The organism is Pseudomonas peli, from assembly GCF_900099645.1.
GTDB lineage: Bacteria > Pseudomonadota > Gammaproteobacteria > Pseudomonadales > Pseudomonadaceae > Aquipseudomonas > Aquipseudomonas peli.
Genome location: NZ_FMTL01000001.1, coordinates 1,797,206 through 1,822,137, shown reverse-complemented (window position 1 = coordinate 1,822,137; position 24,932 = coordinate 1,797,206). Strand labels below are relative to the sequence as shown.

At 64.4% G+C, this 24,932-nt stretch carries 22 protein-coding genes and 3 riboswitches; of the genes, 15 read left to right on the top strand and 7 right to left on the bottom strand.

Annotation, left to right across the window (positions count from 1 at the left end):
* From BLO50_RS08660 to BLO50_RS08645, 3 genes are all read left to right on the top strand, one after another.
* Positions 1 to 468 (top strand): IS3 family transposase (locus tag BLO50_RS08660; RefSeq protein WP_143003811.1); only part of this gene is annotated, 468 nt, incomplete at its 5' end.
* Between the two features lie 715 nt (positions 469 to 1,183).
* Entirely contained in the window at positions 1,184 to 1,432 is a 249-nt protein-coding gene (locus tag BLO50_RS08650; protein WP_090251066.1) for a hypothetical protein, read from the top strand.
* Positions 1,433 to 1,457: 25 nt separating this feature from the next.
* Positions 1,458 to 2,219 carry a YoaK family protein gene (locus BLO50_RS08645; protein ID WP_090251064.1) on the top strand — a complete coding sequence of 254 codons (762 nt, stop codon included), beginning with the start codon at positions 1,458 to 1,460 and terminating at the stop codon, positions 2,217 to 2,219.
* A gap of 21 nt (positions 2,220 to 2,240) precedes the next feature.
* Here BLO50_RS08645 and cobM read toward each other — a convergent pair whose 3' ends face one another.
* Positions 2,241 to 2,996, bottom strand: a complete 756-nt coding sequence (cobM, locus tag BLO50_RS08640) for a precorrin-4 C(11)-methyltransferase (RefSeq protein WP_090251061.1) — start codon at positions 2,994 to 2,996, stop codon at positions 2,241 to 2,243.
* Positions 2,993 to 3,556, bottom strand: a complete 564-nt coding sequence (locus tag BLO50_RS08635) for a cobalamin biosynthesis protein (protein WP_244152853.1) — start codon at positions 3,554 to 3,556, stop codon at positions 2,993 to 2,995. Before BLO50_RS08635 ends, cobM begins: the two co-directional genes overlap by 4 nt.
* A riboswitch (cobalamin riboswitch) is annotated at positions 3,523 to 3,719 on the top strand. (Overlaps the previous gene by 34 nt.)
* 99 nt (positions 3,720 to 3,818) lie before the next feature.
* Here BLO50_RS08635 and cobW point away from each other — a divergent pair.
* From cobW to cobF, 5 genes are all read left to right on the top strand, one after another.
* On the top strand, positions 3,819 to 4,874 hold the full coding sequence (gene cobW / locus BLO50_RS08630; RefSeq protein WP_090251059.1) for a cobalamin biosynthesis protein CobW: 1,056 nt from the start codon (positions 3,819 to 3,821) through the stop codon (positions 4,872 to 4,874).
* A gap of 6 nt (positions 4,875 to 4,880) precedes the next feature.
* Positions 4,881 to 8,615 (top strand): cobaltochelatase subunit CobN, encoded by a 3,735-nt coding sequence (gene cobN, locus BLO50_RS08625; RefSeq protein WP_090251055.1) that lies wholly within the window; start codon positions 4,881 to 4,883, stop codon positions 8,613 to 8,615.
* 144 nt (positions 8,616 to 8,759) lie between these two features.
* Entirely contained in the window at positions 8,760 to 9,773 is a 1,014-nt protein-coding gene (locus tag BLO50_RS08620; RefSeq protein ID WP_090251053.1) for a magnesium chelatase ATPase subunit I, read from the top strand.
* 2 nt (positions 9,774 to 9,775) lie between these two features.
* The gene (locus tag BLO50_RS08615) at positions 9,776 to 10,462 is read left to right on the top strand and encodes a vWA domain-containing protein (protein WP_090251051.1); all 687 of its coding nucleotides are present in this window, start codon (positions 9,776 to 9,778) and stop codon (positions 10,460 to 10,462) included.
* Complete coding sequence (gene cobF / locus BLO50_RS08610) at positions 10,459 to 11,223, top strand: precorrin-6A synthase (deacetylating) (protein WP_090251048.1); 765 nt, start codon at positions 10,459 to 10,461, stop codon at positions 11,221 to 11,223. Before BLO50_RS08615 ends, cobF begins: the two co-directional genes overlap by 4 nt.
* 126 nt (positions 11,224 to 11,349) lie before the next feature.
* On the opposite strand, the gene BLO50_RS08605 is transcribed toward cobF, so the two are convergent.
* From BLO50_RS08605 to cobG, 5 genes are all read right to left on the bottom strand, one after another.
* Complete coding sequence (locus BLO50_RS08605; protein ID WP_090251047.1) at positions 11,350 to 11,793, bottom strand: DUF2846 domain-containing protein; 444 nt, start codon at positions 11,791 to 11,793, stop codon at positions 11,350 to 11,352.
* Positions 11,794 to 11,945: 152 nt separating this feature from the next.
* A complete protein-coding gene (cobJ, locus tag BLO50_RS08600) occupies positions 11,946 to 13,607 on the bottom strand; it encodes a precorrin-3B C(17)-methyltransferase (protein ID WP_090251044.1) in 1,662 nt (553 codons plus the stop codon).
* 36 nt (positions 13,608 to 13,643) lie between these two features.
* Positions 13,644 to 14,396 carry a precorrin-2 C(20)-methyltransferase gene (locus BLO50_RS08595; RefSeq protein ID WP_090251041.1) on the bottom strand — a complete coding sequence of 251 codons (753 nt, stop codon included), beginning with the start codon at positions 14,394 to 14,396 and terminating at the stop codon, positions 13,644 to 13,646.
* Positions 14,393 to 15,019: a precorrin-8X methylmutase gene (locus tag BLO50_RS08590; RefSeq protein WP_090251038.1), complete on the bottom strand. Its 627-nt coding sequence runs from the start codon at positions 15,017 to 15,019 to the stop codon at positions 14,393 to 14,395. The genes BLO50_RS08595 and BLO50_RS08590 overlap by 4 nt, the downstream gene beginning before the upstream one ends.
* Entirely contained in the window at positions 15,012 to 16,367 is a 1,356-nt protein-coding gene (gene cobG / locus BLO50_RS08585) for a precorrin-3B synthase (RefSeq protein ID WP_090251363.1), read from the bottom strand. The genes BLO50_RS08590 and cobG overlap by 8 nt, the downstream gene beginning before the upstream one ends.
* Positions 16,368 to 16,605: 238 nt before the next feature.
* Positions 16,606 to 16,806: riboswitch (cobalamin riboswitch) on the bottom strand.
* Between the two features lie 58 nt (positions 16,807 to 16,864).
* Between cobG and cbiE the strand changes: the two genes are divergently transcribed.
* The 7 genes from cbiE to BLO50_RS08550 all read left to right on the top strand — a co-directional run bounded on the left by cbiE (position 16,865) and on the right by BLO50_RS08550 (position 24,864).
* A complete protein-coding gene (gene cbiE, locus BLO50_RS08580; protein ID WP_090251035.1) occupies positions 16,865 to 18,067 on the top strand; it encodes a precorrin-6y C5,15-methyltransferase (decarboxylating) subunit CbiE in 1,203 nt (400 codons plus the stop codon).
* The gene (locus tag BLO50_RS08575) at positions 18,064 to 18,783 is read left to right on the top strand and encodes a cobalt-precorrin-6A reductase (protein ID WP_090251033.1); all 720 of its coding nucleotides are present in this window, start codon (positions 18,064 to 18,066) and stop codon (positions 18,781 to 18,783) included. Before cbiE ends, BLO50_RS08575 begins: the two co-directional genes overlap by 4 nt.
* Positions 18,784 to 18,861: 78 nt before the next feature.
* Complete coding sequence (locus BLO50_RS08570) at positions 18,862 to 19,578, top strand: (2Fe-2S) ferredoxin domain-containing protein (RefSeq protein ID WP_090251030.1); 717 nt, start codon at positions 18,862 to 18,864, stop codon at positions 19,576 to 19,578.
* A 62-nt stretch (positions 19,579 to 19,640) separates the two neighbouring features.
* Positions 19,641 to 19,845, top strand: a riboswitch (cobalamin riboswitch).
* Between the two features lie 174 nt (positions 19,846 to 20,019).
* Positions 20,020 to 22,128: a TonB-dependent receptor gene (locus tag BLO50_RS08565; RefSeq protein WP_090251028.1), complete on the top strand. Its 2,109-nt coding sequence runs from the start codon at positions 20,020 to 20,022 to the stop codon at positions 22,126 to 22,128.
* Positions 22,128 to 22,898 (top strand): ABC transporter ATP-binding protein, encoded by a 771-nt coding sequence (locus BLO50_RS08560; protein ID WP_090251025.1) that lies wholly within the window; start codon positions 22,128 to 22,130, stop codon positions 22,896 to 22,898. The genes BLO50_RS08565 and BLO50_RS08560 overlap by 1 nt, the downstream gene beginning before the upstream one ends.
* Positions 22,895 to 23,848, top strand: a complete 954-nt coding sequence (locus BLO50_RS08555; RefSeq protein ID WP_090251022.1) for an ABC transporter substrate-binding protein — start codon at positions 22,895 to 22,897, stop codon at positions 23,846 to 23,848. Before BLO50_RS08560 ends, BLO50_RS08555 begins: the two co-directional genes overlap by 4 nt.
* The gene (locus tag BLO50_RS08550; RefSeq protein WP_090251020.1) at positions 23,845 to 24,864 is read left to right on the top strand and encodes a FecCD family ABC transporter permease; all 1,020 of its coding nucleotides are present in this window, start codon (positions 23,845 to 23,847) and stop codon (positions 24,862 to 24,864) included. Before BLO50_RS08555 ends, BLO50_RS08550 begins: the two co-directional genes overlap by 4 nt.
* Positions 24,865 to 24,932 lie beyond the last annotated feature (68 nt).

Sequence of the window (24,932 nt, the reverse complement as noted above, 5' to 3'; positions counted from 1 at the left end):
ATCCGCACCTATGAGGGTTGGTTATTTTTGGCGGTGGTGCTCGATCTGTTTTCACGGCAGGTAATTGGCTGGTCGATGAAGCCGCAGATGACCAGCGATCTGGCTATTGATGCATTGCTGATGGCCGTTTGGCGGCGTAAGCCCAAGCAGGAGGTGATGATTCACTCAGACCAGGGTAGTCAGTTCAGCAGTGGTGACTGGCAGAGTTTCCTAAAAGCCAACAACTTGCTTGGAAGCATGAGCCGACGCGGTAACTGCCACGACAACGCGGTGGCAGAAAGCTTCTTCCAGTTGCTAAAGCGGGAGCGGATCAGGCGAAAAATCTATAGCACCAGGCAAGACGCACGCGCTGATGTGTTCGACTACATCGAGATGTTTTACAACCCAAAACGCCGACACGGTTTCAACAACCAGCTGTCACCGGTAGAGTTTGAGAAGCGACATTTACTGAGCCTGGAAAGTGTCTAAGAAATCCGGGGCGATTCAACACAACGATTGCCTCCAAAGCAGGGGTGCCGAAGCATCAAATCCCGGCCGTGCTTAACCGGCTATACGCGAGCGAGCTGATAGCCTACAAGCAAGCTGACTACTACGAGTCTTCTCAGGCCCAAGCGGATCGAACAAATAGATATCTTGTCCGTGGTCTAGGAGACCGCTGGCCAGCGTTCAATCCAGGGAAGCAAGCAACAACGGAGTGATTGAGCTTCCTCCAGAAGATCGATTGGTGCCCAGAGGGAGTGAACGTCGCCGCGGAGCTGCTCTCCTTCGCAACGCTCACCCTTACCCGCAGAGATGGGCTACCCCCTCATCCTGCTATCCCTAGTCTGCGATTCCACCAGCATATCTGGATGAGGCAGGCCGAATAGTGGAGCTAGATTGCGCTAGCTAGTCCGTTTCGTTGCCCTGAGAAACTAGAGCTGGCAAGTGTAGAGGGAGGCCAAAAATGGCCTCCCTCTACAAGCCCCGTCACCACTGTGTTTCCGGCAAAAGGATGAAACTTTATTTCCATATTTTAGGCCATGGCGAACGGCCTTGCCGCAAATTGGATGATACTTTAACGTCCCATACTGATTTCCATCTCGGTACAACCCCGCCCTAGGCCTTCAGCAGATTGATTTCTATCTAATTGGTTTATAAGTATTTTATAGAATTTTTGAAGCTTGATAACGAAGCTTTAAATTGGATGAAACTTTATTTTCATCCCACACGTGAAGATATAAAGAGCAAGCAGGCTCAGGGCGTGCTCTTTGATACCCATATCATCGTCAACCCGTCCAATACCCGGGAATGGATCGTGCTGTTGAAGAAAGGCGCGGGCACCAGCTTCTTTCTGGTCGATGACCAGGAGCAGGTGGAGTCCTTCGCCGATCTCAATGGTCTGATCGAAGAGTTGCGCCTACTCGGCATCAAGGGCGCGGAGATTCATCTCTAAGCCCTGCCGTTCACCCGAGGCACTTATGCCTATTCGCTATGCGAGAAGCCTGACCGGACGGACGCGCAGTGTCGTAGCCAATCGGCATCTGGGTTTTGCCCTGGCTTTCGTTGCAGGGGCGATCAATGCCGGCGGTTTTCTTGCCGTGCAGCAATACACCTCGCATATGACCGGCATCGTCTCGGCCATGGCGGACAACATTGCTCTGGGTGCCTATGGCCTGGTGTGGAGTGGTCTCGGCGGTGTGCTGTCATTTCTACTGGGTGCAGCCTGCTCGACGGTGATGATCAATTACTCGCGGCGCCGCCAGTTGCATAGCGAATACGCCCTGCCGTTGCTGCTCGAGGCTGCGCTGTTGCTGTGTTTTGGCTTTCTTGGCGCATCGCTGGCGCGGATTACCGGCCTGTTCGTGCCGCTGACGGTGATGCTGCTGTGTTTCATCATGGGCCTGCAGAACGCGCTGATTACCAAACTCTCCAGGGCGGAAATCCGCACCACCCACATCACCGGAATCATCACCGACATCGGTATCGAGCTAGGCAAGCTGTTCTATTGGAATCGCACGCGCGGCCCTGATATCGCTCGGGTGATGGCTGACCGCCAACGTCTGCGGGTGCTCAGCCTGTTGGCGCTGTACTTCTTCCTCGGCGGGGTGATCGGCGCACTGGGCTTTAACCACCTGGGTTATATCGCCACCGTGCCGCTGGCCTTGCTGCTGGTGTTATTGGCCAGTGTGCCGGCGCTGGATGATCTGCTGCTGCTCACACGGCGCGTATTGCGTCGATAAGCCTGGCCGACTGCCTGCTGCTTAGTCTTCTGCCGACCTGAACAGGTGGCGATGCTCGGCGTTGTAAAGCGCCGAGTCGGCGAACTGTTCGGCGTGCAGCACGCGGCCGACGAGGATCAGCGCGGTGCGGCGAAAGCCCTTAGCGCGCACCTGTTCTTCGATGGTGGCCAGGGTGCCGCTGACCCAATCCTGATCCGGCCAGCTGGCGCGATGGACCACGGCAATCGGGCAGTCCGCGCCGTAATGCGGCAGCAACTCAGTAACGATCTTGCTCAGGTGCACCACGCCCAGGTGGATGGCCATGGTCGCACCGTGGCGCGCCAAGTCGCCCAATGCCTCGCCCTCGGGCATGTTCGACTTGCTCGCATAGCGGGTGAGGATCAGCGTCTGTGACACCTCGGGCAGAGTCAGTTCGCTTTCCAGCAGGGCAGCGCACGCCGCAGTGGCCGTCACCCCAGGGATGATCTCGAAGGCGATGCCCAGCCGGCGCAGGTGACGGATCTGTTCGCCAATCGCGCCGTATAGCGACGGGTCGCCGGAGTGCACGCGGGCCACATCCTGGCCTTTGTCATCGGCCTGGCGGATCAGCTCGATGATTTCATCCAGATGCAGCTCGGCGGTGTTGATCACCTGCTCGGCGCTGTGGCCTTCGAGCACAGCCTCGGGCACCAGCGAGCCAGCGTAGAGAATCACCGGGCAGCTGCGCAGCAGGCGCTGGCCTTTGACGGTGATCAGCTCGGGGTCGCCAGGGCCGGCGCCGATAAAGTAGACGGTCATGACACATCCTTGGGTGCAATCAACGCCAGCGCGCAGGTGGCGCTGGCGTTACGGGTTTTCTCGCCGAGCTGGCGGGCAGCATTGCCGTCCATGCGTTCGGCCAGGGCCAGGGCGCAGGGTTCGGCGACTGCCGGGCTGCCGGTTGCGGCCAGGGTAAGCGGCGAGCCTTGCACACGGTGCTGATAGGGCTGCAGTTCTTCCGCACTAAAGCAGTTCAGCTGCAGACCAAGGCGTTCGGCCAATGCCAGCAGGCCCGGCTCGCTTTGTTTATGCGCGATGCTGGCCAGTCCGGCCAGGTTATCCACAGTCAGGCCATGCGTCTGCAGGCTGTGCAGCAGCAGGCTGAGCACGTCCTCCACATTGCAGCCGCTGCGGCAGCCCAGCCCGGCGACTACCTGAACGGCGGCAGCGGGGTGGCGAGGGGTGTGTCTGGGAATCATCTGCGGCGCTCGGTGTGTGCGGCGGCGTAGCTCAACATGGCGGCCGGCACCGGTCAACCGCGATTGACCGGCCGCTGTGGCCTGCGTAGCCTTGTCGCGTTCGAGGTTCTTCGTGGGCATGCCCATGAAGCTAAGAGGGAACAAGGTTGATGCCTTGGCTGCCCCCGCAACTGTAAACGGTCCAAAGCCCTTCGATACACCACTGCCGCCAGGCGGGAAGGTGAAGGGTCGCGCAAGGCGCAGACCGTGAGCCAGGAGACCTGCCTCGTCACGCTTTCGACAACCGGGCGGGGTGATCCGGTGGTGTTGGCTGACGCCCCGTGGCTGTCATGTCTGTGCCGCCTCCTGCTCGTCTTTCTTTCGACGTTACGCAGGACTCACCATGCCAACCCTCGCCAAACTTCCCGTCACCATCGTTACCGGCTTTCTCGGCGCCGGCAAAACCACCCTGCTGCGGCATATGCTCGGCCACGCCGACGGGCGGCGCATCGCGGTGATCGTCAACGAGTTCGGCGAGCTGGGTATCGACGGCGAAATCCTCAAGCAGTGCTCCATCGGTTGCAGCGAAGAAGAAGCTAACGGGCGCATCTTCGAACTGGCCAACGGCTGTCTGTGCTGCACCGTGCAGGAAGAGTTTTTTCCGGTGATGCGCGAGCTGGTGGCACGGCGCGGCGAACTGGACCATATCCTGATTGAAACCTCCGGCCTGGCCCTGCCCAAGCCACTGGTACAGGCCTTTAACTGGCCGGAAATTCGCAACGCCTGCACGGTGGACGCGGTAATCACCGTGGTCGACAGCCCGGCCGTGGCCGCCGGCACCTTCGCCGCCTTCCCTGAACAGGTCGATGCACAGCGCCAGCTTGACCCGAACCTGGACCACGAATCGCCGCTGCATGAGCTGTTCGCCGACCAACTGGCCAGCGCTGACCTGGTGATCCTCAACAAGGCCGACCTGCTCGACGCCACCGCCCTGGCTGCGGTGCGTGCGGAAGTGGCCGAGGAGCTGCCGCCGGCGGTGAAAATCATCGAAGCCCATGGCGGCGAGCTGCCGCTGGACGTGCTGCTGGGCCTGAACTGCGAGACCGAGCTGCATATCGATGCGCGCAAGACCCACCATGATCTGGAAGGCCATGAAGAGCACGATCACGACGAGTTCGACTCCTTCGCCATCGAATTGCCCGAAGCCGAGGAAGCCCGTCTGCTGCAAGCCTTGAAAAGCGCCGTCAGCACCCACGGCATTCTGCGCATCAAGGGCTTCGTGGCGATTCCCGGCAAACCGATGCGCCTGCTGCTGCAAGGCGTCGGTCAGCGTTTTGACAAACACTTCGACCGCGCCTGGCAGGCCGACGAGGCGCGTATCACCCGTTTGATTGTGATCGGCCAGAGCCTCGATCAAGCCGCTATCGAAGCCGAGCTAAACGCCGCGCTGGCAGGCTAAGCGCGCATGCACCTGCTGCGCACCCAACCCGGCAGCCAAGTGCCGGTCGACAGCATCGCCGACCTCGGCCAGACCCCGGCCGAGCTGGTGATTCTGTGCACCGGCGATTCGCAGCTGTCGCTGTTGGCGGAGGTGGCGCGGCAGTTGCCGGCGGATTACCCGAGTCTGCGCCTGGCCAGTCCGGCGCAGCTGAGCAACCACGCCTCGGTGGATCTTTACGTCGAGCAGGTGTTGCAGTACGCCAAGGTCATCCTGATTTCCGTGCACGGCGGCGTCAGCTATTGGCGCTACGGCATCGAGCGCCTGGTCGAACTGGCCGAGCGCGGCGCGCGGGTGATTATGGTGCCGGGCTGCGACAACCCCGATCCGGAGCTGATGGCCCTGAGCAACGTGCCTGTGGCCGAGGCCGAGCGGCTTTGGCAGTTCCTGCGCCAGGGCGGTGCGGCTAACGCGTTGCAGCTATTTAACTGCATCGCCAGCCAGTGGCTGCAGCGTGACTACGCCTGGGGCGACCCGCAGCCCCTGCCACGCGTGGGCCTGTATCACCCGCAACTGGCTAACCCGAGCCTGGCCGATTGGCAAGCCAGCTGGCAGGTTGGTGCACCGGTGGCGGCGCTGTTGTTCTACCGCACCCAGGTGCAGGCGGCGAACACCGGCTTTATCGATGTGTTCTGTGAGCGCTTACAGGCCCAGGGCCTTAATCCGCTGCCGATTGCCGTGGCCAGCCTTAAGGAAGCGGCCTGCCTGGCCCAGGTCGAGGACTGGCTGGACCAAGCCGATGCCCGCCTGATCATCAACACCACGGCCTTTGCCCTGTCCAACCCGGAAGCGCCGAGCGCACGGCCTTTTCGCCGCGATATCCCGGTGCTGCAAGCCATTTGTTCGTTGGATAACCATGCACAGTGGCTGGCCAATGCTCAGGGCCTAGGGTCGCGCGACCTGGCCATGCATATTGTGCTGCCCGAGCTTGACGGCCGTCTGATTACCCAGCCGATCAGCTTCAAGGGCTTGGCCTGGCGCAGCGAGCGCAGCCAGAGCGATGTGGTCTGTTACCAGCCCCATCTGCCGGGGATGGATTTTGTCGCCGAGCTGGCGCGCAACTGGATTGAGCTGGCGCGCAAACACAACGCCGATAAGCGCATTGCCCTGATCCTCGCCAACTACCCGACGCGCGACGGGCGTATCGGCAATGGCGTTGGCCTGGATACCCCGGCGGCTGCGCTGAATATCCTCAAGGCGCTGCAACAGCAGGGCTATCCGGTGGAAGGCTTGCCCGACAGCGGCACCGCGCTGATTCATCAGCTGCTTGGCGGCGTTACCAATGATCTGGACAGCCTTGATGCGCGGCCCTGCGCCCAGAGCCTGGCACTGGATGAGTACCTGGCGTTTTTCCACAGCTTGCCGCAAGCCAATCAGCAGGCGGTGCGCGAACGTTGGGGCGAACCGCAGAGCGATCCTATGTTCCGTGGTGGGCGGCTGATGATCGCCGGCCTGCGTTTTGGTTTGACCTTTGTCGGCATCCAGCCGGCGCGCGGTTATCAGCTGGACGCGGCAGCGGTGTATCACGATCCCGATCTGGTGCCGCCGCACGGCTACCTGGCGTTCTACTGCTGGCTGCGCCGGGCCTTTGCTTGTGACGCGGTGATCCATGTCGGCAAGCACGGCAATCTGGAATGGCTGCCGGGCAAGAGCGTCGGCCTGTCCGAGCAGTGCTGGCCGAGCGCGATTCTCGGCCCGCTGCCGAATATCTACCCGTTTATCGTCAACGATCCAGGCGAGGGCGCGCAGGCCAAACGGCGTACCCAGGCGGTGATTATCGACCATCTGATGCCACCGCTGACCCGCGCGGAAAGCTACGGCCCGCTGCGCGATCTGGAGCGCCTGGCCGACGAATATTACGAGGCCAGCCAGCTCGACCTGCGCCGCGCCGCCGAGCTGCGTGGCGAGATTCTGCTCAAGGTGCGCGAGGCTAGCCTCGACCGCGAATTGGGCCTGCAACTGAATGCAGACCCCAATAGCTGGCTGCCGCAGCTGGATGCCTACTTGTGTGATTTAAAGGAATCGCAGATCCGCGATGGCCTGCACGTATTCGGCGAATCACCGGCCGGCAGCCTGCGCCGCGACACCTTGCTGGCGCTGCTGCGCATTCCCCGTGGCGATGGTCAGGGCGGCAATGCCAGCTTGCTGCGCGCCCTGGCCCGCGATCTGGAGCTAGACTTCGATCCCCTCGACTGCGATATGGCTGCACCCTGGCTGGGCCCGCGCCCTGCGGTGTTACAGAGCCTGAGCGATGACAGCTGGCGCAGCGCTGGCGATACCCGTGAGCGCTTGGAACTGCTGGCCTTGCAGTTGATTAGCGCGGCGGATTTTGAATCCGTTGGTGCGGAAAGCACCCAGGTACTGCAGCGTTTGCGTGAGCAGATCGCGCCGCTGCTGGATGCCTGCGGCCCGGTCGAAATGCACGGCCTGCTCGCGGCGCTAAGCGGGCGTTTTGTCCCCGCCGGGCCGAGTGGCGCGCCGAGTCGCGGCCGGCTCGATGTGCTGCCCACCGGGCGCAATTTCTATAGCGTCGATGTGCGCAACCTGCCCACGCCGACCGCCTGGCGTATCGGCGTGCAGGCGGCGGATCGTCTGCTGGAGCGGCATCTGCAGGACCACGGCGATCACCTGCGTCAGCTCGGCCTGTCGATGTGGGGCACCGCGACCATGCGTACCGGCGGCGACGATATGGCCCAGGCCCTGGCGCTGATGGGCGTACGCCCGGTGTGGCAGGCCGGCAGTCAGCGCGTTGAGCGTTTCGAGGTGCTGCCGATTGAGCAACTCGGTCGCCCACGGGTAGACGTGACCCTGCGCGTGTCCGGCTTCTTCCGCGATGCCTTTAGCAACCTGATACGTCTGTTCGATGACGCCGTGCAGGCGGTGGTTGATCTCGATGAGCCGGAAGATATGAATCCGCTGTCGGCGCGGGTCTGGCGTGAATCCCTGACCCTGCAGGACAGCGGACTGGACGAAGCCGAGGCGCTTAAACAGGCCGGCTGGCGGGTGTTCGGCTCCAAGCCTGGGGCCTATGGCGCGGGCGTGCAGAACGCCATCGAAGAACGCCTGTGGCAAACCCGCGAGGACCTCGCCGAGGTCTACCTGAACTGGGGCGGCTACGCCTACGGCAGCCACAGCGAAGGCACCCCGGCGCGCGCGCAGTTCGCCGAGCGCCTGGAGCAGATGCAGGCGGTGTTGCACAACCAGGACAACCGCGAGCACGACATTCTCGATTCCAACGACTACTACCAGTTCCAGGGCGGCATGCTCGCGGCGGTGGAAACCCTGCGCGGCGCCAAGGTGGCCAGCTACCACGGCGACAACAGCCAGCCCGATACCCCGCGTATCCGCACCCTGAAGGAAGAACTCAACCGCGTGGTGCGCGCCCGCGCTGCCAACCCCAAGTGGATCGACGGCATGAAGCGCCACGGCTACAAGGGCGCGTTCGAGCTGGCGGCAACCATCGACTATTTGTTCGCCTTCGACGCCACCAGCGAACTGGTTGATGACCACCAGTACGCACTGCTCGCCGATGCCTATTTGCTTGACAAAAACACCCGCGACTTTATCCAGCAACACAACCCCGGCGCCTTGCAGGACATCCTCGAACGCCTGCTCGAAGCCCAGCAGCGCGGCCTCTGGCAGCACCCCGGAGAATACCGCGAAGCCCTGGAAAACCTGCTGATTGATAGCGAGGAAAGCTGATGCAGGTGCCGCGCTGTTTATTCTCCCCTCGCCCATTTATGGGAGAGGGGCTGGGGGAGAGGGTAAGTCGTTTTGCCCTCTCCCCAACCCTCTCCCGCAAGCGGGAGAGGGAGCTAAAGCAACCCGCATCCGCAGGATATAGCCATGACCGATAGCCACTTCCCCCTTGCTGCCGTGGTCGCCGCCGATGACCTGAAACTGGCGCTGTGCCTGGCGGCCATTGATCCGGCCATCGGCGGCGTGCTGATCGAAGGCCCACGCGGTATGGCCAAGTCGACCCTGGCCCGTGGCCTGGCTGATCTGCTTGCCAGCGGCACCTTTGTCACCCTGCCGCTAGGTGCGAGTGAGGAGCGCATCGTCGGCACCCTCGATCTAGACGCCGCGCTGGGCGAGGGCCGTGCGCAGTTTTCCCCCGGTCTGCTAGCCAAGGCCAATGGCGGCGTGTTGTATGTCGATGAGGTCAATCTGCTGCCCGATCATCTGGTCGACCTGCTGCTGGATGCCGCCGCCAGCGGGGTCAACCATATCGAGCGCGACGGCATTTCCCACCGGCATGCCGCGCGCTTTGTACTGATCGGCACCATGAACGGCGAGGAGGGCGAGCTACGCCCGCAACTGCTCGACCGCTTCGGCCTTAACCTAGCCCTGGACGCCCAGCCGCAACCGGCCCAGCGCGCCGAGATTGTCCGTCGCCGGTTGGCCTTCGATGCCGACCCGCAGGCGTTTCTTGAGCGCTGGCAAGCGCAGCAGGATGAACTGCGCGAGCGTTGCCAGAGTGCCCGTGTGCGACTGGCGGCAATTCTGCTGGATGACGCCGCACTGGAGCAGATCAGCCAGCGCTGTTTCGCCGCCGCCGTCGATGGTCTGCGCGCCGATTTGGTCTGGCTGCGCGCCGCCCGTGCGCATGCCGCCTGGCGCGGTGCCGAACACATTGAATCTGTGGATATCGATGCGGTGGAAGACTTCGTCTTGCGTCACCGTCGCCGACATAACCCGCCGCATGCCGCACAACCGCCACAACCTCAGTCGCAATCTCAGCCCAGCAACGATAAGCCCAGCGAGCAGCCGCAAGGCGAAGGCCAGTGGGGTGAATTACCCGCTCAGGCACAGAGCCTTGGCGTCCGGCGTGAACCGCCGCGCTGGACAAAAAAGCCCTAGGCATCCGCCCGCGCACAGCCCCAGGCGCGGATGCCCGGGCCGCTCCCGGCACACTCGGCAATGGTCGCAACGGTGCCAGTCGCAGTGGTGTAACGGGTCGTATCGACTGGCCGGCGAGCCTGCTTAAAGGCCGTCCGCGTACTCGACAGGATCTCGTGTTGCAACCGCGCAGCAGCAAGCCTGCGGAGCTGTGGTTGGTGATTGTCGACGCCTCGGCCTCGACTCGCCGCCATGGTGCACTGAGCAAGGCCAAAGGTCTGCTTAGTGAAGTGTTCGAGCAGGCCCGCCGGCAACGTGCGCGCCTGGCCGTGCTGCACGCCACCGGCCGCCAGGCGCAATGGCTTTGGCAGGGGCAGAAAGCCTCCCAGGCCTTGCAGCAGTGGTTGGCCGAGTTGGGCGCGGGCGGCGGCACGCCGCTATTTGATGCGTTGCAGCAGGGCGCCGACTGGCAGGCGCGGCGTCAGCGGTTGCACCCGGCCGAGCGTCAGCGTTTGTTGATCATCACCGATGGCCGCTTGCGCGATTGGCCGGCGTTAGCCCCGAGCGCCTGCCCGGCGCTGCTGGTGGATATCGAAAGTGCACCGATCCGCCTCGGCCGCGCGCGCCAATTGGCCACTGAGCTGGGTGCCGACTACCGACATATCGATTCGCTGCCGCTGTTAGCCGGCAGCCTGGAGAGCGCTTTATGAAAACCCTGTTGATAATCGGCATCGGTGCCGGCGACCCGGACTACCTGACTGTGCAGGCGATCAACGCGCTGAACCGCACGGACGTGTTCTTTTTGATGGACAAAGGCAGCACAAAGGACAGCCTGATCGGCCTGCGCAAGACCATCTGCGAGCGCTTTATCCAGGGCCGCGACTACCGTTTTGCCAGCGCCGATTGCCCGGAGCGGGTGCGCGATGTGCCGGACTATCGCGGCAGCGTGGTCGACCTGAATCAGGACAAACAGCAGGTGTTCGAAGGCATGATTCGCGAGCAGATGCGCGATGGCGAAACCGGCGCCTTTCTGGTCTGGGGCGACCCGGCGCTGTACGACAGCACCCTGCGCATCGTCGAACAGATAGTCAGCAACAGCAGCGAGCAGATTGAGTACGAAGTGATCCCCGGCATCACCAGCCTGCAAGCCCTGGCGGCCAAGCATAAGGTCTGCTTTAACAGCATCGGCCAGGCCTTCCAGATCACCCCGGCGCGGCGCCTGGCCGAAGCCGGCTTTCCCGATGGCTTGGACAGCGTGCTGGTGATGCTCGACGCCCAGGACACCTACCAACGCTTTGTCGATCAGGCCATGCAGATCTACTGGGGCGCCTATATCGGCACCCCGGATGAAGTGCTGATCGCCGGCCCGCTAAGTGAGGTCGCCGACACCATCCGCACCCGCCGCGCCGAACTGCGCGAGCAGCATGGCTGGATTATGGATAGCTACCTGCTGCGCAGGGATGAGCGCTAAGGATGTTTGGGGCATTTAACGCTGGGCACGCCAAGGCTTGCCCACTGTTAAATGCCCAGGCGAGTGACCTGTATGGTTGATGAGCTGCACTCACCATGCGGGTCTCCAGGCACTGGGCAGCAGCGGTTACTTCGCTAGCTCACACTTCTGCAGGTGCGCTTGGGCGGTTGCTTCCGGGATCACTTCCAGCTTGGCGCCACCCACGAATACGCCCATCTTGATGGACTGACGCACATAGTGGTTCTGTCCGGCGACGGCCATCAGGTTGATGGTGTTGTCGCTGAACTCGGACTCGGTAGCGATAACGCGGTTACCGGGGGTGACGAGGCGGTAGAAGTAAGTGCGGTTGGCTGTTTCGCCGATTACTTCTCCATCGACCTTAACGGTCTTCTTCAGCCCTTGGCCGGCAAAGCTGTCGCGATAGATATACAGCCCGGCTTGATCAGCAGGCGGTGCGGGGAAGGACTTCAGTGCGGCGTCTGCCGAAGGGGTGTCCATCGGCACGGAAGCGCAACCGGAAAGAACGGCAATGCCGAGTGCGGCGATAAACAGCTTGAAGCGGTTTTGCATGGGAAATCCTTTTCAGGTTCAGAGTGAATAGCTTTAGACAACCAGGGCTATAGGCCTTGGCGGCGCGATTATGTCAGATAGCCATCATTGTTTGCGATGTCAGTTAAGGGCATCTGTTTAAGCGTTTGGCACCCATGGGCGCACCCGGAGTTTCACTCCTGTGGATAACTTCTCGGCGTATACACCCACTCCCCACCTTCGGCGCGCGGGAAGCGGCAGGTTTGGCTGGAGCCGATGATTACCAGGGTGCGCATATCGACCATTTCTGGGGTGAGTTCGCCCAAGGTTAGGGTGCGCAGGGTTTCGCCGGGGCGGCCGATATCACGGCCGAGGACCACCAGGGTGTCTGGTGTGCGTTGCTGGCGGACGATATCCAGCGCGCTACCGAGCTGCCAGGGGCGGGCTTTGGAAATGGGGTTGTAGAAGGCCATCACCAGGTCGGCAGCGGCGGCGTGGGCCAGGCGTTTTTCGATAATGGCCCAGGGCTTGAGGTTGTCCGACAGGGATATCAGGCAGAAGTCATGGCCCAGCGGCGCGCCGGCTTTGGCGGCGGTGGCCAGCGCAGCGGAAACGCCGGGGAATACCTGCAAGTCGACCCGCTGCCATTCGGCGTCGGTGGATTCATGCAGGGCTTCCAGCACGGCGGCGGCCATGGCGAACACGCCGGGGTCGCCGGACGACACCACCACCACGCGCCGACCGCTGGCGGCCAGTGCAAAGGCATGGCGGGCGCGCTGCATTTCTTCACGGTTATCGGTGCAGTGACGCACCTGCTCCGGGCGCAGTGGGCCGGCCATCTTGATATAGGTTTCGTAGCCGAGCAGATCCTGAGCTTCATCCAAAGCCTGGCGCGCGGCGGGCACCATAAATTCGGCGGCACCGGGGCCGAGGCCGATCACCGTCAGGCGACCACGGGGGCGGCCGAGCTGGTTGGCATCGATCGGCGCAGCGGCTAGCAGCAGGCGCAGGTTGGCGTGCTGGCTATGCAGCGGTGGCAGCTGCTGGGCGTCGTCGATAAAGCGCAGCGGCAGTTTGAGTTGTGCAGCGGCGTGGTGCAGGTCGGCGTTGGCCATCAGCTCTGGCGCGGCCAGCAGGCAGGCCAGGCTTTGTGCGGCCAGGTTGCTGGTTTGCAGCGCCTGCTGCAGCTCGCTAAGCAAATCGGCGTTGGCCTGTTCGACCCACACGGCTACTTGCTGCGGGTGGATCAGCAGTTCATCGGCATTGGCCGCGCGGCTGTGCGGGCTAATGTGGATAACCCGGTTGGCCTGTTTATCCACCGGCAGTTTGGCCTGAGCCAGCCAGGGCGCGTCGCCTTCGATACGCACGGCCTGGCCGCCGAGCAGGTCGCTGACAAAGCCTTTGCCCTGTTCCAGATCGGCCAGCACATAGCCTACTGGTGGCTCCAGCAGGCAGGTGCCGAAACGCAGTTCGCCGCTGGTGGTGATCGCCGCGCTGACCTCAAGGTGCGCGGCAAGCTCGCGCGCCATGCGGTTGACCCCGCCCAGGCCGCCAAGCAGCGGCACCACCGCGCTGCCATCTTCGGCCACGGCCAGCACTGGAGGTTCGCTGTCTTTCTCGCCGAGCACGGCGGCCAGGCTGCGAATCACGATACCGGCGGCGCACAGGGCGATCAGCGGCGTACCGGCGCGGTAGAGCGTGCGCAGGTTATCGCCGAAGTCCTCATAGCTGCGCTCAACGCCCGTCACTCGGCTGCCCAGTCCGTGGATTTTGGCCTGTGGATACAGCGCCTGAATGCGGCGCGCGCAGGGCAGGGCGGAGGGGCCGAGGATGATGATGGCGGGAGCGGCGGTCATAAGGTGTTCCATAGTGGGCGGGGCGCGGTGGGCGGATCAACCGCGCCATTTCTCGCCGGGGATGACGATCATCGAGAAGTACGGCGAGGACATCGGTTCCACCTCATCCAGCGGCACGATGCGTTGGTTGCCCATGGTCGCGCGTTCGACGTAGTGGGCACGCTGGTCGATGCCCAGCTCCTGCAGCACGCGGCGGACTTTCTCGAAGTTGCGCCCGAGTTTCATGATCACGGCGGCTTCGGCGCTGTGCAGGCGCTGCTTGAGTTCGTCTTCGGGGAGCACGCCGGAGAGCACGCTTAGCGATTGGTTGCGGTACACCAGCGGGGTGCCGAGCACCGAGGCGCAGCCGAGCATGGAGCACACGCCGGGCACCACTTCTACGTCGTACTGGCCGGCCAAACGGTCGTGCAGGTACATGTAGGAGCCGTAGAAGAACGGGTCGCCTTCACAGATCACTGCCACGTCGTGGCCGGCGTCGAGCTGGGCGGCGATCTGCACCGCGCAGGTGTCGTAGAAATCGCTGATCACATCTTCATAGCTGAGCGGCGCGGCGAGTTTTTCCGTGGTCACCGGGTACACCAGCGGCAGGCGCTGCTGGGCGTCCGTCAGGTGCTGTTCGATAATGCCGAAGGCGTTGCCGCCATGGCCTTTGTTGGCTTTAGCCTTGGCCACAAAGTAGCCGACCACCGCTGCCGACTGCAGCAAACGCAGGGCTTTGAGGGTGATCAGCTCCGGGTCGCCGGGGCCGACGCCGATGCCGAGGAGGCGGCCTTTTTGCACAGTCATCACTCCACCTCCGTGGCCAGGGCGTTGACCGCTGCCACCGCCATAGCGCTACCGCCACGGCGGCCGCGCACGATCACATAGGGCACGCCACGGCTGTCGGCGGCGAGGGCGTCCTTGGATTCCGCCGCGCCGATAAAGCCCACCGGCATGCCGATAATCAGCGCCGGTTTCGGTGCGCCGGCGTCGAGCATTTCCAGCAGGTAAAACAGCGCGGTGGGGGCGTTGCCGATCACCACCACGCTGCCTTCCAGGTGCTCGCGCCAATGTTCCAATGCGACTGCCGAACGGGTATTGCCCAGTGCGCGGGCCTGCTCAATCACGCCGTCGTTATGCAGGGTGCAGATCACCGGGTTGTTGGCGGCCAGGCGCGGGCGGGTGATGCCTTCGGCGACCATCCGCGCATCGCAGAGAATCGCTGCGCCCTTGGCCAATGCGGCGCGGCCGGCAGCGCCGGCGCCAGGGGAGAAGCGCAGGTCCTGCACCACATCGACCATGCCGCAGGCGTGGATAACCCGCACGGCGAGCTTTTCCAGATCGGCCGGAATCGCCGACAGGTCAGCCTCGGCGCGGATGGTGGCGAAGGACTGGCGGTAGATTTCCTGGCCGTCGCGGATGTACTCAAGCATTGCTGTTTCCTGTTGCGCAGTGGGCGGCGAACCAGTCACCGGCCTCGTCGATAGTCATGGCGCTGGCCTGCAGTTGACCGAAACCGGCTGCCTCTGGCATGCGTTGATAAAGCTGGTAATGCCCGGCGCTGCTGGCCAGCAGGGTAAAGGGCGCGGTATGCGCGGCGGCGCAGGAGCGTGGGCAGGCGCTGAGATGCACCTGCGGCCGCGCTGTGCTGGCGCGCAGGCGCTTGGCGAGCAGCAAGGCGTCGGCTTTGCTGTCGGCCAGGCCCTTGGCGCAGGCGGCTGAGCCGGTGCAGGCGATCAGATTGCTAAGTGGTTCCTGCGCATCTATCAGCAGGTCCAGTACGGCCAGTTTATGCAGCAGGTTGTCTGCCGAGTGCTCAGGGATATTCGGCAGCAGCAGACCCTGCCAGGGCGTCAGGCGCAGGCTGGCATCGCCGTAGTGCTCAGCCAGATCGGCCAGGGCGTTGAGTTGTGCGGCGTCGATTCGGCCCAGACGTGAAGCGGCGGCAACCATGCAAAGGGCGTTTTGCTGCTGTGGATAAATGCCCATCGGCGCGCGTGGGCTGACTGGTTTGTGTTGCCAATCGGTCGGTGGCGCCTGCACGGCAAAGGGCAGGCGCGTTTGCAGCTGTTGCAGCAGCTGGCTGGCGGGAATCACGCTCAGCAGCTGGCGCATACGGCTGTGTTCGCTGCCAGCCAGATCGAGGAACAGCCTGAGTAGCTGTTCCACCAGCGGCACGGCTTGCTCAACGTCGACCACGCCCAGCGGCGTGTCAGTCGGGCAGCCAGCCAGGCCAAACGTCAGTCTGGCTGGCGAGCCGGGCAGGGCGCTGAGCCAGATATCGTGGGGGTGTTCGAGCATCGCCAGGGCTTCGCCGCCGTCCAGCTGCACGGCGAACTTGGCCGACAGCCCATGCAGCGCCGGGGTGGTTTGCAGCAGGTCGAGCAGCGCGGCGGCCAGTGGGCGGGTGTCGAGCAAGGCCTGCGGGTCGAGGCCGGCGGCGGGGCTGAGCAGCAGGTTGCGCACATCGTCGGCGGCCGGGTTGCTCGGGCCAAGGCCGGCAGCCAGCAGGCGCTCGATCAGCTCGGCCTGTTGGCCGGGCAATACGCCACGAATCTGCAGATTGCTGCGGTTGGTCAGCTCCAGCATACCGCTGGCGCAGCGCTCGGCCGCCTCGGCGATGGCGCGTGCCTGTTGGCTGCTGAGTACGCCGCCGGCCAGCTTGACCCGGCAGATGCCGCCGTCCAGCGCCGGAACGATACGCAGCAGGCCGGGGCACGCCGATCCCGGTTTTTCGGGGCGTGGGGCAGGCAGATCGGCGGAGGTTAGACGGTCGCGCAACAAGTTCACCAGTAACAACGAACCTGTCTACGATCTGCTGCGCGTCGGCCCTACTGCGTTAAAACCAGGCTCGGAATGCTCATGTACAGCTCGTACACTCCGCTTCCTCGCCTGTTTTTGCCTTGTAGGGCTCTAGCTCGCTAGATCGAAAACAGGTTCTACGACGCGGCGACCGAACCAGCGAAACCCGCCCACAGGGGATTTCATGGCATCGGTACACCCCGCCCGATGTTGGCACTCGCGACTAGCGTCGTCGGCAGGTCTCCTGGCTGACAGGTCATCATCTGGCGCGGCCTTCCCAGTTTCCCAGTGGCGCAGTGGCGGCAGACTCGCTGTTTACAGTTGCGGGGGCAGCTCGGTCACGATCAGCAGATCGCTCCGGATTCCCTCTTAGGCCCCTCGCACCATGGCGGTGGGCACCGACGAAGGCTGTATTATGCCCGCTTTGTTTGATGCGCTGACACCCTAGCTTGTCGGGCGGGGGCAGAGGAGTGGGTATGACAGCCTGGTTAACCCTGGTGGGCATTGGTGAAGACGGTTACGCCGGCCTGGGTGAGGCGGCGCGTCGGGCGCTGGGCGAGGCGCAGTGGATTGTTGGCAGCCCACGGCAGCTGGCGCTGTTGCCCAGCAATCTGCCAGGGCAGCACGAACGCTGGCCGAGCCCCTTTAGCCTGGAGCCGGTAATGGCGCGGCGCGGGATGCCGGTGTGCGTGCTGGCCAGCGGCGACCCGCTGTTCTATGGCGTGGGCGCGAGCCTGGCGCGTCAGCTGCCGGCGGATGAATTGCGGGTGTTCTCTGCGCCCTCATCCGTCTCACTGGCTGCTGCTCGCCTGGGTTGGCCACTGCAGGACGTGACGGTGCTGTCGCTGGTGGCGCGGCCGTTGGCGGCGCTTCAGGCGCAGATTTTCCCCGGCGCGCGGCTGCTGCTGTTGAGTAATGACGGTGACAGTCCGGCGGCGGTGGCCGAGCTGCTGCGTGAACGCGGTTTTGGTCCCAGCCGTTTGACCGTTTTGGAACATTTGGGCGGCGATCAGGAACGGCGCATCGATGGTCTGGCCAGCGACTGGGCCGTGCCGCGCGCTGCCGATCTCAATCTGCTGGCCATCGACTGCGTGGCGGGCGCCGATGCACGTCTGCTGCCGCTGACGCCGGGTTTGCCGGATGACGCCTATCAGCACGATGGCCAGCTGACCAAGCGCGACGTGCGCGCCATCACCCTGGCGCGGCTCGCGCCGCAACCCGGTGAACTGCTCTGGGATGTCGGCGCCGGCTGCGGCTCCATCGGCATTGAGTGGATGCGCGCGCACCCCAGCTGCCGTGCGCTGGCCATCGAGGCCGATGCCGGCCGTCAGGCGCATATTCAGCACAACCGCGATGCCCTGGGCGTGCCAGGTCTGCAACTGGTCGCCGGCCGCGCGCCCGAAGCCTTGGCCGGATTGGCGGCGCCGGATGCGATCTTTATCGGCGGCGGGGTGACCATCCCCGGCGTGCTGGAGCAGTGCTGGGCCAGTCTGAAACCAGGCGGTCGTCTGGTGGCCAATGCCGTGACCCTGCAAAGCGAAGCGGCGCTGGTGGCCTGGCGCGAACAGGTGGGTGGCGAGCTGACCCGTATCTGCGTGGCCCAGGCGCAGCCGCTGGGCGGTTTCGACACCTGGCGCAGCGCCTTGCCGATCACCCTGCTGGAGGTGCGCAAGCCGTGAGCCCGCGCATTCTGCTGTTGGGCGGCACCACCGAGGCGCTGCGTCTGGCGCGTCGCCTGAGTACTGAAGCGATCTATAGCCTGGCCGGGCTGGGCCGGGTACCTGATGACTTGCCCTGCCAGGTGCGCGTTGGCGGCTTTGGCGGGGCCGAAGGATTGGCGGAGTTTATCCGCGAGCAGTGCATCGAACTGCTGTTGGATCTGACCCACCCCTATGCCGCACAGATCAGCGCCAATGCCGCCCGCGCCGCCGAGTTGAGCGGGATTGCCTGCTGGGCGCTGCGTCGTCCCGGCTGGCAAGCCGGAGAGGGCGATGACTGGCGTGAAGTGGACGATTGGGCCGAGCTGGTTGCTGCGCTGCAGGGCTTCCAGCGCCCGCTGTTTACCCTGGGCCGCGAACCGTTGGAACATCTGCACGAGATTCCCCCGCACCAGCACTGGACCGTGCGCTGCCTAACGGCCCAGCAAGGCGTACTGCGTGCGGAGATTATCGGTGCGCGCGGGCCGTTCGCGCTGGACGAGGAGCGCGCGCTATTCGCCCGCCTGGGCACCGATGTGCTGATCAGCAAAAACAGCGGCAGCCAGTCCACCGAGCCGAAGTTGCAGGTGGCGCGGGAATTGGGTTTGCCGGTATTGCTGCTGCGCCGGCCGCTCTTGCCGAGTGTGGACCGCGAGTTTGTTAGCCTCGAAGCGCTGACCGAGGCGCTGCAGTTGTAGGGCGAGTTGGCCGCCGAGCGGTTGCCCCCCAAGGCAAAAAATCCCCTGTTAGACTGCCGCCCCGCTTTGGAGGCCGCCATGACCACGCCCGTTTCCCCTTACGCCCGCATTCTGTTTGTCGGCCCCGACCTGGCCGAGGGCGCGTTTGCTGAGCTGTTCCGCCGTCGCCTGGCTGAGCTGCGCGGGGAAGCAGCGCTGGCCGATATCGTCGATACCAGTGAGGGTTATGCGCCGCTCTGGCAGCGCGTGGCGGAAGGTGAGCGGCCGCTGCTGGTGATCGACCTCGAGCCGCAGAGTAGCAGCCCGCACCTCGATTGGCTGCGCAGCGAACTGTGCCAGCAGGCCAATCCCGATCAGCTGTTTGTCGCCAGTGCGATTGGCCAGGCCGAGGGCTTGCCGGTGGAAGCCGCCTGCGCACTGATCGAGCGCCCCGAGCTGCACCTGCCCTGTGTGGGGGTGGCCGCCGTGCCGGGGCATCACGCTTGGTCGCAGATTCCGCCGCACGCCCAGCGCCTGCTGCTGTGCAACGGCCCGCGCTGTACCCGTCGCGGTGCGCTGGACCTGTGGAAAACCCTGCGTCAGCGCCTCAAGGCCGCCGGCAAACTGGAGTGTGAAGGCGGGGTGCATATCACCCGTACGCAGTGCCAGTTTCCCTGTGATCTGGGCCCGACGGCCAGCCTTTACCCGGCCGGTGAGTGGTTCCGCGTGCGCGATGAAGCCGAGCTGATCCGCCTGGTCGATGAGCGCCTGGTGGCCGGCCGCGCAGTGCCCGAGCTGCGCATTGATAAGGGCTGAGAAGACCGCTGTAGAGCCATTCGGCAACAGCTAAAAACTTGACGCGGATTGGCCTGAATGGTCATATCCGCGCCGTTTCAGGTGTCTCACGCCGCCGTGCGTGAGGTTAAACGGGAAGTCGGTGCGCCCTTTGGGCTAGTCCGACGCTGCCCCCGCAACGGTAAGCGAGCGACGTCATCACGATGCCACTGTGCAGTTTCTGCATGGGAAGGCGATGGCTTCATGACCCTCGTAAGCCCGGAGACCGGCCTGATTCTAAGAGCCTGAATAGGTTCTTAGGGATGTTGTGCGCTGCCCGTGATGCAGCGGCAACTCCCAACTGTTTGGCAACCCGCGGTGGGCGGGCGTTGACGCCGATCGTGGGTGCCTGCGCGCCCGTGTTTTGCTGTTGCGCGTTTCCATCGGGATTGCCGTGCCTATCCCTTTTGCGATGGAAGCATCATGGCGCGCTATCCCCTGTCTCAACTCTCTGTTTCCCTTGCCCTGTGCCTGGCCGGTACGGCTGTGGCGGGCGAATCTCCAGTCAATCTGCCGGCCACGACCGTGCAGGCCAAGGCTGCTGCGGAGGGCGCAAGCGATCTGCATACGCCCAGCAGCAGCGGTTCGCGCCTGGGCCTGACGGCCTTGCAAACCCCTGCCAGTACCAGCAGCCTGAGCGGCGCGCAGGTGCGCGGGCGCAACAACCTCAGCGTGCAGGACGCGGTCACCCGCACCCCCGGCATCAGCAGCATTGGCAGCCCCGGCAATGGCGGCACCGCACTGTCGGCGCGCGGCTTTACCGGGCACAGCGCGACCATGCAGCTGTACGACGGCACCCGTCAGTATGTCGGGGCCGGCACCGTGACCTTCCCGGTCGACACCTGGTCGGTGGAGCGCGTCGACGTGCTGCGCGGCCCGGCCTCGGTGCTCTACGGCGAAGGCGCGACCGGCGCGGTGATCAACGTGGTGCCGAAAAAGCCGTTTAGCGGCGCCATCAGCAACCAGCTGCGCCTCGGCTACGGCAGCGATGACCGCCGCCAGGCCGCGCTGGACAGCGGTGGCTCGCTCAGCGATGCACTGAGCTACCGGCTCAACCTCAATCAGCAGGCCAGCAATGGCTGGGTCGATGACGGCGAGTCGCAGAGCCAGGCGCTAAGCGCGGCCCTGCGCTGGGATGCCAGCGATGCGCTGAGTTTCACCCTGTCCCATGATCAGGGCGATCAGGACCCGCAGCGTTACCTGGGCACACCGCTAGTCGCCGGCCAGTACCGCGAGAGCCTGCGCGAGCGCAATTACAACGTCGATAACGCAGAAGTTCGTTACAACGACCAGATCACTCGACTGGTCAGCGACTGGCGCATCAACGACGCACTGACCGCCAGCAACCAGCTGTACTACATCAAAACCCAGCGCTACTGGCGCAATGCCGAGTCCTACCGCTGGCAGCCGGGTGATCAGGTCAAACGCAGCGACTTCTACGAGATCAAGCACACCCAGGAGCAGGTCGGCGATCGCCAGACCTTCACCCTGGAGCACGCCCTGTTCGGTCTGGACAGCCGCACCGTGGTGGGCGTGGACTACAACCGCATCCACTTCGCCCGCCAGCATGATTTCGGCAGCAGCTTCACTGATACAGTGCCGCTCGCCGGCAGCGGCGGCCAGTACCAGAGCACCGACCCGCTCGGCTATGGCCCGCGCGAGCGCAACCTGGCGCGGCAGTTCTCGCTGTTCGCCGAGAACCGTACCCAGCTGACCGAACGTCTGTCGCTGGTCACTGGCCTGCGCCGCGATCAGGTACATATCGACCGCAGCAACCTGGTCGATGACTCGCGTACGGACCGCAGCCTGAGCGGCGACAACTGGCGCGCCGGCTTGGTCTTCGAGATCACGTCCGAGCTGTCGCTGTACGGCCAGTACGCCACCAGCACCGAGGGCGTGAGCAACTTGCTGACGCTTAATCCGAGCCAGCAACAGTTCGACCTCAGCGAGGCCAAGCAGACCGAAATCGGCCTTAAGCAGGCGTTCTGGAATGGCCAGGGCGAATGGACGTTGGCCGCTTACCATATCGTCAAGGAGAAGCTGCTCAGCCGCGCCACCCCGACCGCGCCGACCGAGCAGATCGGCCAGCAGTCTTCCGACGGCCTGGAAGCCACCCTGGAGCTGGCGCTGGGGCAGGGCTGGCAGGTGTCGGCCAACGCCGCGTGGGTACGCGCCGAGTACGACGACTTCCGCGAGGCCGGTGGTGACCGCAGCGGCAACCGGCCGACCAACGTGCCACGGCGCACCGCCAACCTGTGGTTGAGCAAGGCGCTGAGCGAGCAGGTGCAGGCCGGGATCGGCGCGCGTTATGTCGATGCGCGCTATGCCGACACAGCGAACAGCGTGACGCTGCCGAGCTACACCGTGGTTGATGCCACTATCGGCTGGCAGGTGCAGGCGGACGTGCGCCTGGGGCTGGAGCTGAACAACCTGTTCGACCGCCAGTACGCCACCACCGGCAGCAGCGATGGCCAGCAGTGGTACCTGGGCGCGCCGCGTTCGGTGTTCGTCACTGCCGATTACCGTTTCTGATGGCGCGCTTGCAGATAAGCGACTTGGCCTGGTCGCCCAATGGCGATCAGGCCTTGCTCGACGGCATTGAACTGGTGGTGGGCGACGGCCAGCTGGTCGGCTTGCTCGGCCCCAATGGCAGCGGCAAGACCAGCTTGCTGCGCTGCGCCTACCGCTTTCAGCGGCCCGATCAGGGCCGTGTTGAGCTGGACGGCGAAGCGCTGTGGAGCAGTTCGCCGCGCTGGTGCGCGCAGCGGGTGGCGGTGGTGCTGCAGGAGTTTCCCCAGGACTTCGGCCTCACCGTGGCCGAAGTCGCCGCCATGGGCCGCACGCCGCACAAGGGCCTGTTTGATGGCGATGATCAGGCCGATGTTACTCTGGTCGAGCAGGCACTGGCACGGGTCGGCCTGAGCGCGCACAAGCGTCAGGCGTTCGCTCATCTCTCCGGCGGGGAAAAGCAACGCGTGCTGCTGGCCCGCGCCCTGGTGCAGCAACCGACGCTGCTGATCCTCGACGAGCCGACCAACCACCTCGACCCGCGCTACCAGCTGGAGCTGTTGCGGCTGATCAAAACCCTCGGCCTGGCGACCCTGGCCAGCTTCCATGACCTCAACCTGGCAGCGGCTTTCTGCGACCGCCTGTATGTGCTCGACCACGGCCGCGTGGTGGCCAGCGGTACCCCAACCGAAGTGCTGACCGAAGCACTGCTGGCCGAGGTGTATGGCGTGCAGGCGCTGGTCGACCGTCATCCCCTCGCGGGGCATCCGCGTATTACCTGGATCAATCCATGAAGCGTTTTCTGCATTACGCCCTGTGCCTACCGCTCTTGGGCGTCGTCCTGTCCGCCAAGGCCGTGACTGTGACCAGCTGCGACCGTCAGCTGACCATCGCGCAGCCGCCGCAGCGCGCGGTGAGCCAGGACATCAACTTGACCGGCATGCTCCTGGCCCTCGGGCTGAAATCAAGGATGGTCGGTTACAGCGGCATCAGCGCCTGGAAAACCCCGAACCCCGAGCTGATGGCGCAGCTGGCCGACTTGCCCGAGCTGGCGGCGCGGCACCCGTCACTGGAAAACCTGCTCAACGCCGAGGCGGATTTCTTCTTCGCCGGCTGGAACTACGGCATGCGCGTCGGCGGCGAAGTCACCCCGGCCAGCCTGGCGCGTTTCGGCATCCCGGTGTACGAGCTGAGCGAGTCCTGCGCCCACGTCATGCCACGCCGGGTGGCCAGCCTGGAGGATGTCTACACCGACCTGCACAACCTTGGCCGCATCTTCGCCGTGCAGCCGCGCGCCGAGGCGCTGGTGCAGGGCATGCAGCAACGGGTGGCGGCGGTGCGTGCACGCCTGGCCGACAGCGGTCCGGCGCCACGGGTATTTCTCTACGACAGCGGCGAGGAAAGCCCCTTTACCGCCGGCCGCCTGGCCATGCCACAGGCGCTGATCGAAGCCGCTGGCGGGCGCAATGTGATGGATGAGCTGGCCGCGAGCTGGGTGCGCGTTGGCTGGGAAGCGGTGATCAGCAGCGACCCCGAGGTGATCCTGATCGTCGATTACGGCGAGCGCAGCGCGGCGCAGAAGCGTGACTTTCTGCTGCAGCACCCTGCCTTGCAGGGGCTGACGGCGATTCGTGAACAGCGCTTTGTGGTGCTGCCGTACCTGGCGGTGACGCCGAGCCTGGATAACGCCGCCGCCATCGAAACCCTGGCCGCCGCGCTGCACCCGCAGGCGTTCGACCAATGATTCGCAGCCCGCGCGCCTACCGCCTGTTGCTGCTGGTGCTGGCCTTGGCGTTGGCCTTGTCCTGCGCCGCGTCATTGGGCTTTGGCGCTGCGCCGGTGCCCTTGCCGCGCGTGCTGGAGATTCTTGGCCAGCGCCTGTTTGACTTGCAGCCGGCGCAGGCGTTGAGCAGCGCCCAGGACAGCATCGTCTGGCTGATCCGTGCGCCACGGGTGGTGCTCGGTGCGCTGGTGGGGGCCGGGCTGGCGCTGGTCGGCACGGCGCTGCAGGCGGTGACGCGCAATCCGTTGGCCGATCCACATCTGCTCGGGGTGAGTTCTGGCGCGGCACTCGGTGCGGTGATTGTGGTGCTGTACCTGGGGGAATTTATCGGCCTGCTCAGCCTGCCGCTGGCGGCCTTTGTCGGCGCGCTGGTGAGCATGCTGCTAGTGCTGGCGATTGCCAGTCGCGGCGGCCGGTTGGAGAGTGATCGCCTGTTGCTGGCCGGGGTGGCGGTGTCGTTTGTGATGATGGCGGCGAGCAACCTGCTGCTGTTTCTCGGCGATCACCATGCCGCCAGTTCGGTGATCTTCTGGATGCTCGGCGGCCTTGGTCTGGCGCGCTGGGAACTGCTCTGGCTGCCGGCGCTGTGTTTGATGCTGGCCCTGCTGCTGTTGCTCGGTTTGGCGCGGGCGTTGAATGCGCTGATGGCCGGTGAACACAGTGCAGTCAGCCTCGGTCTGGAACCGCGCCGGGTGCGTTTGCTGGTGTTTGTCTGCGCCTCGCTGCTGACCGGGGTGCTGGTGTCGCTCAGTGGTGCCATCGGGTTTGTCGGGCTGATCCTGCCGCATGTCGCGCGCTTTCTGGTGGGCGCCGAGCATCGTCGCCTGCTGCCGGTCAGTGCCTTGCTTGGCGCGCTGTTTCTGGTCTGGGTGGATGTCGCCGCACGCACCCTGCTGGCCCCGCAGGACCTGCCCATCGGCATCGCCACGGCGGCGATTGGCGGGGTGTTTTTCGTGCTTTTACTGCGTCGGCGCTGAATCGCTAAAGTTTTTTTCAGCGCTGCTGTAACGCCTGTTGGTCTCGTCGCTCTAGTTGAATGCCGGCA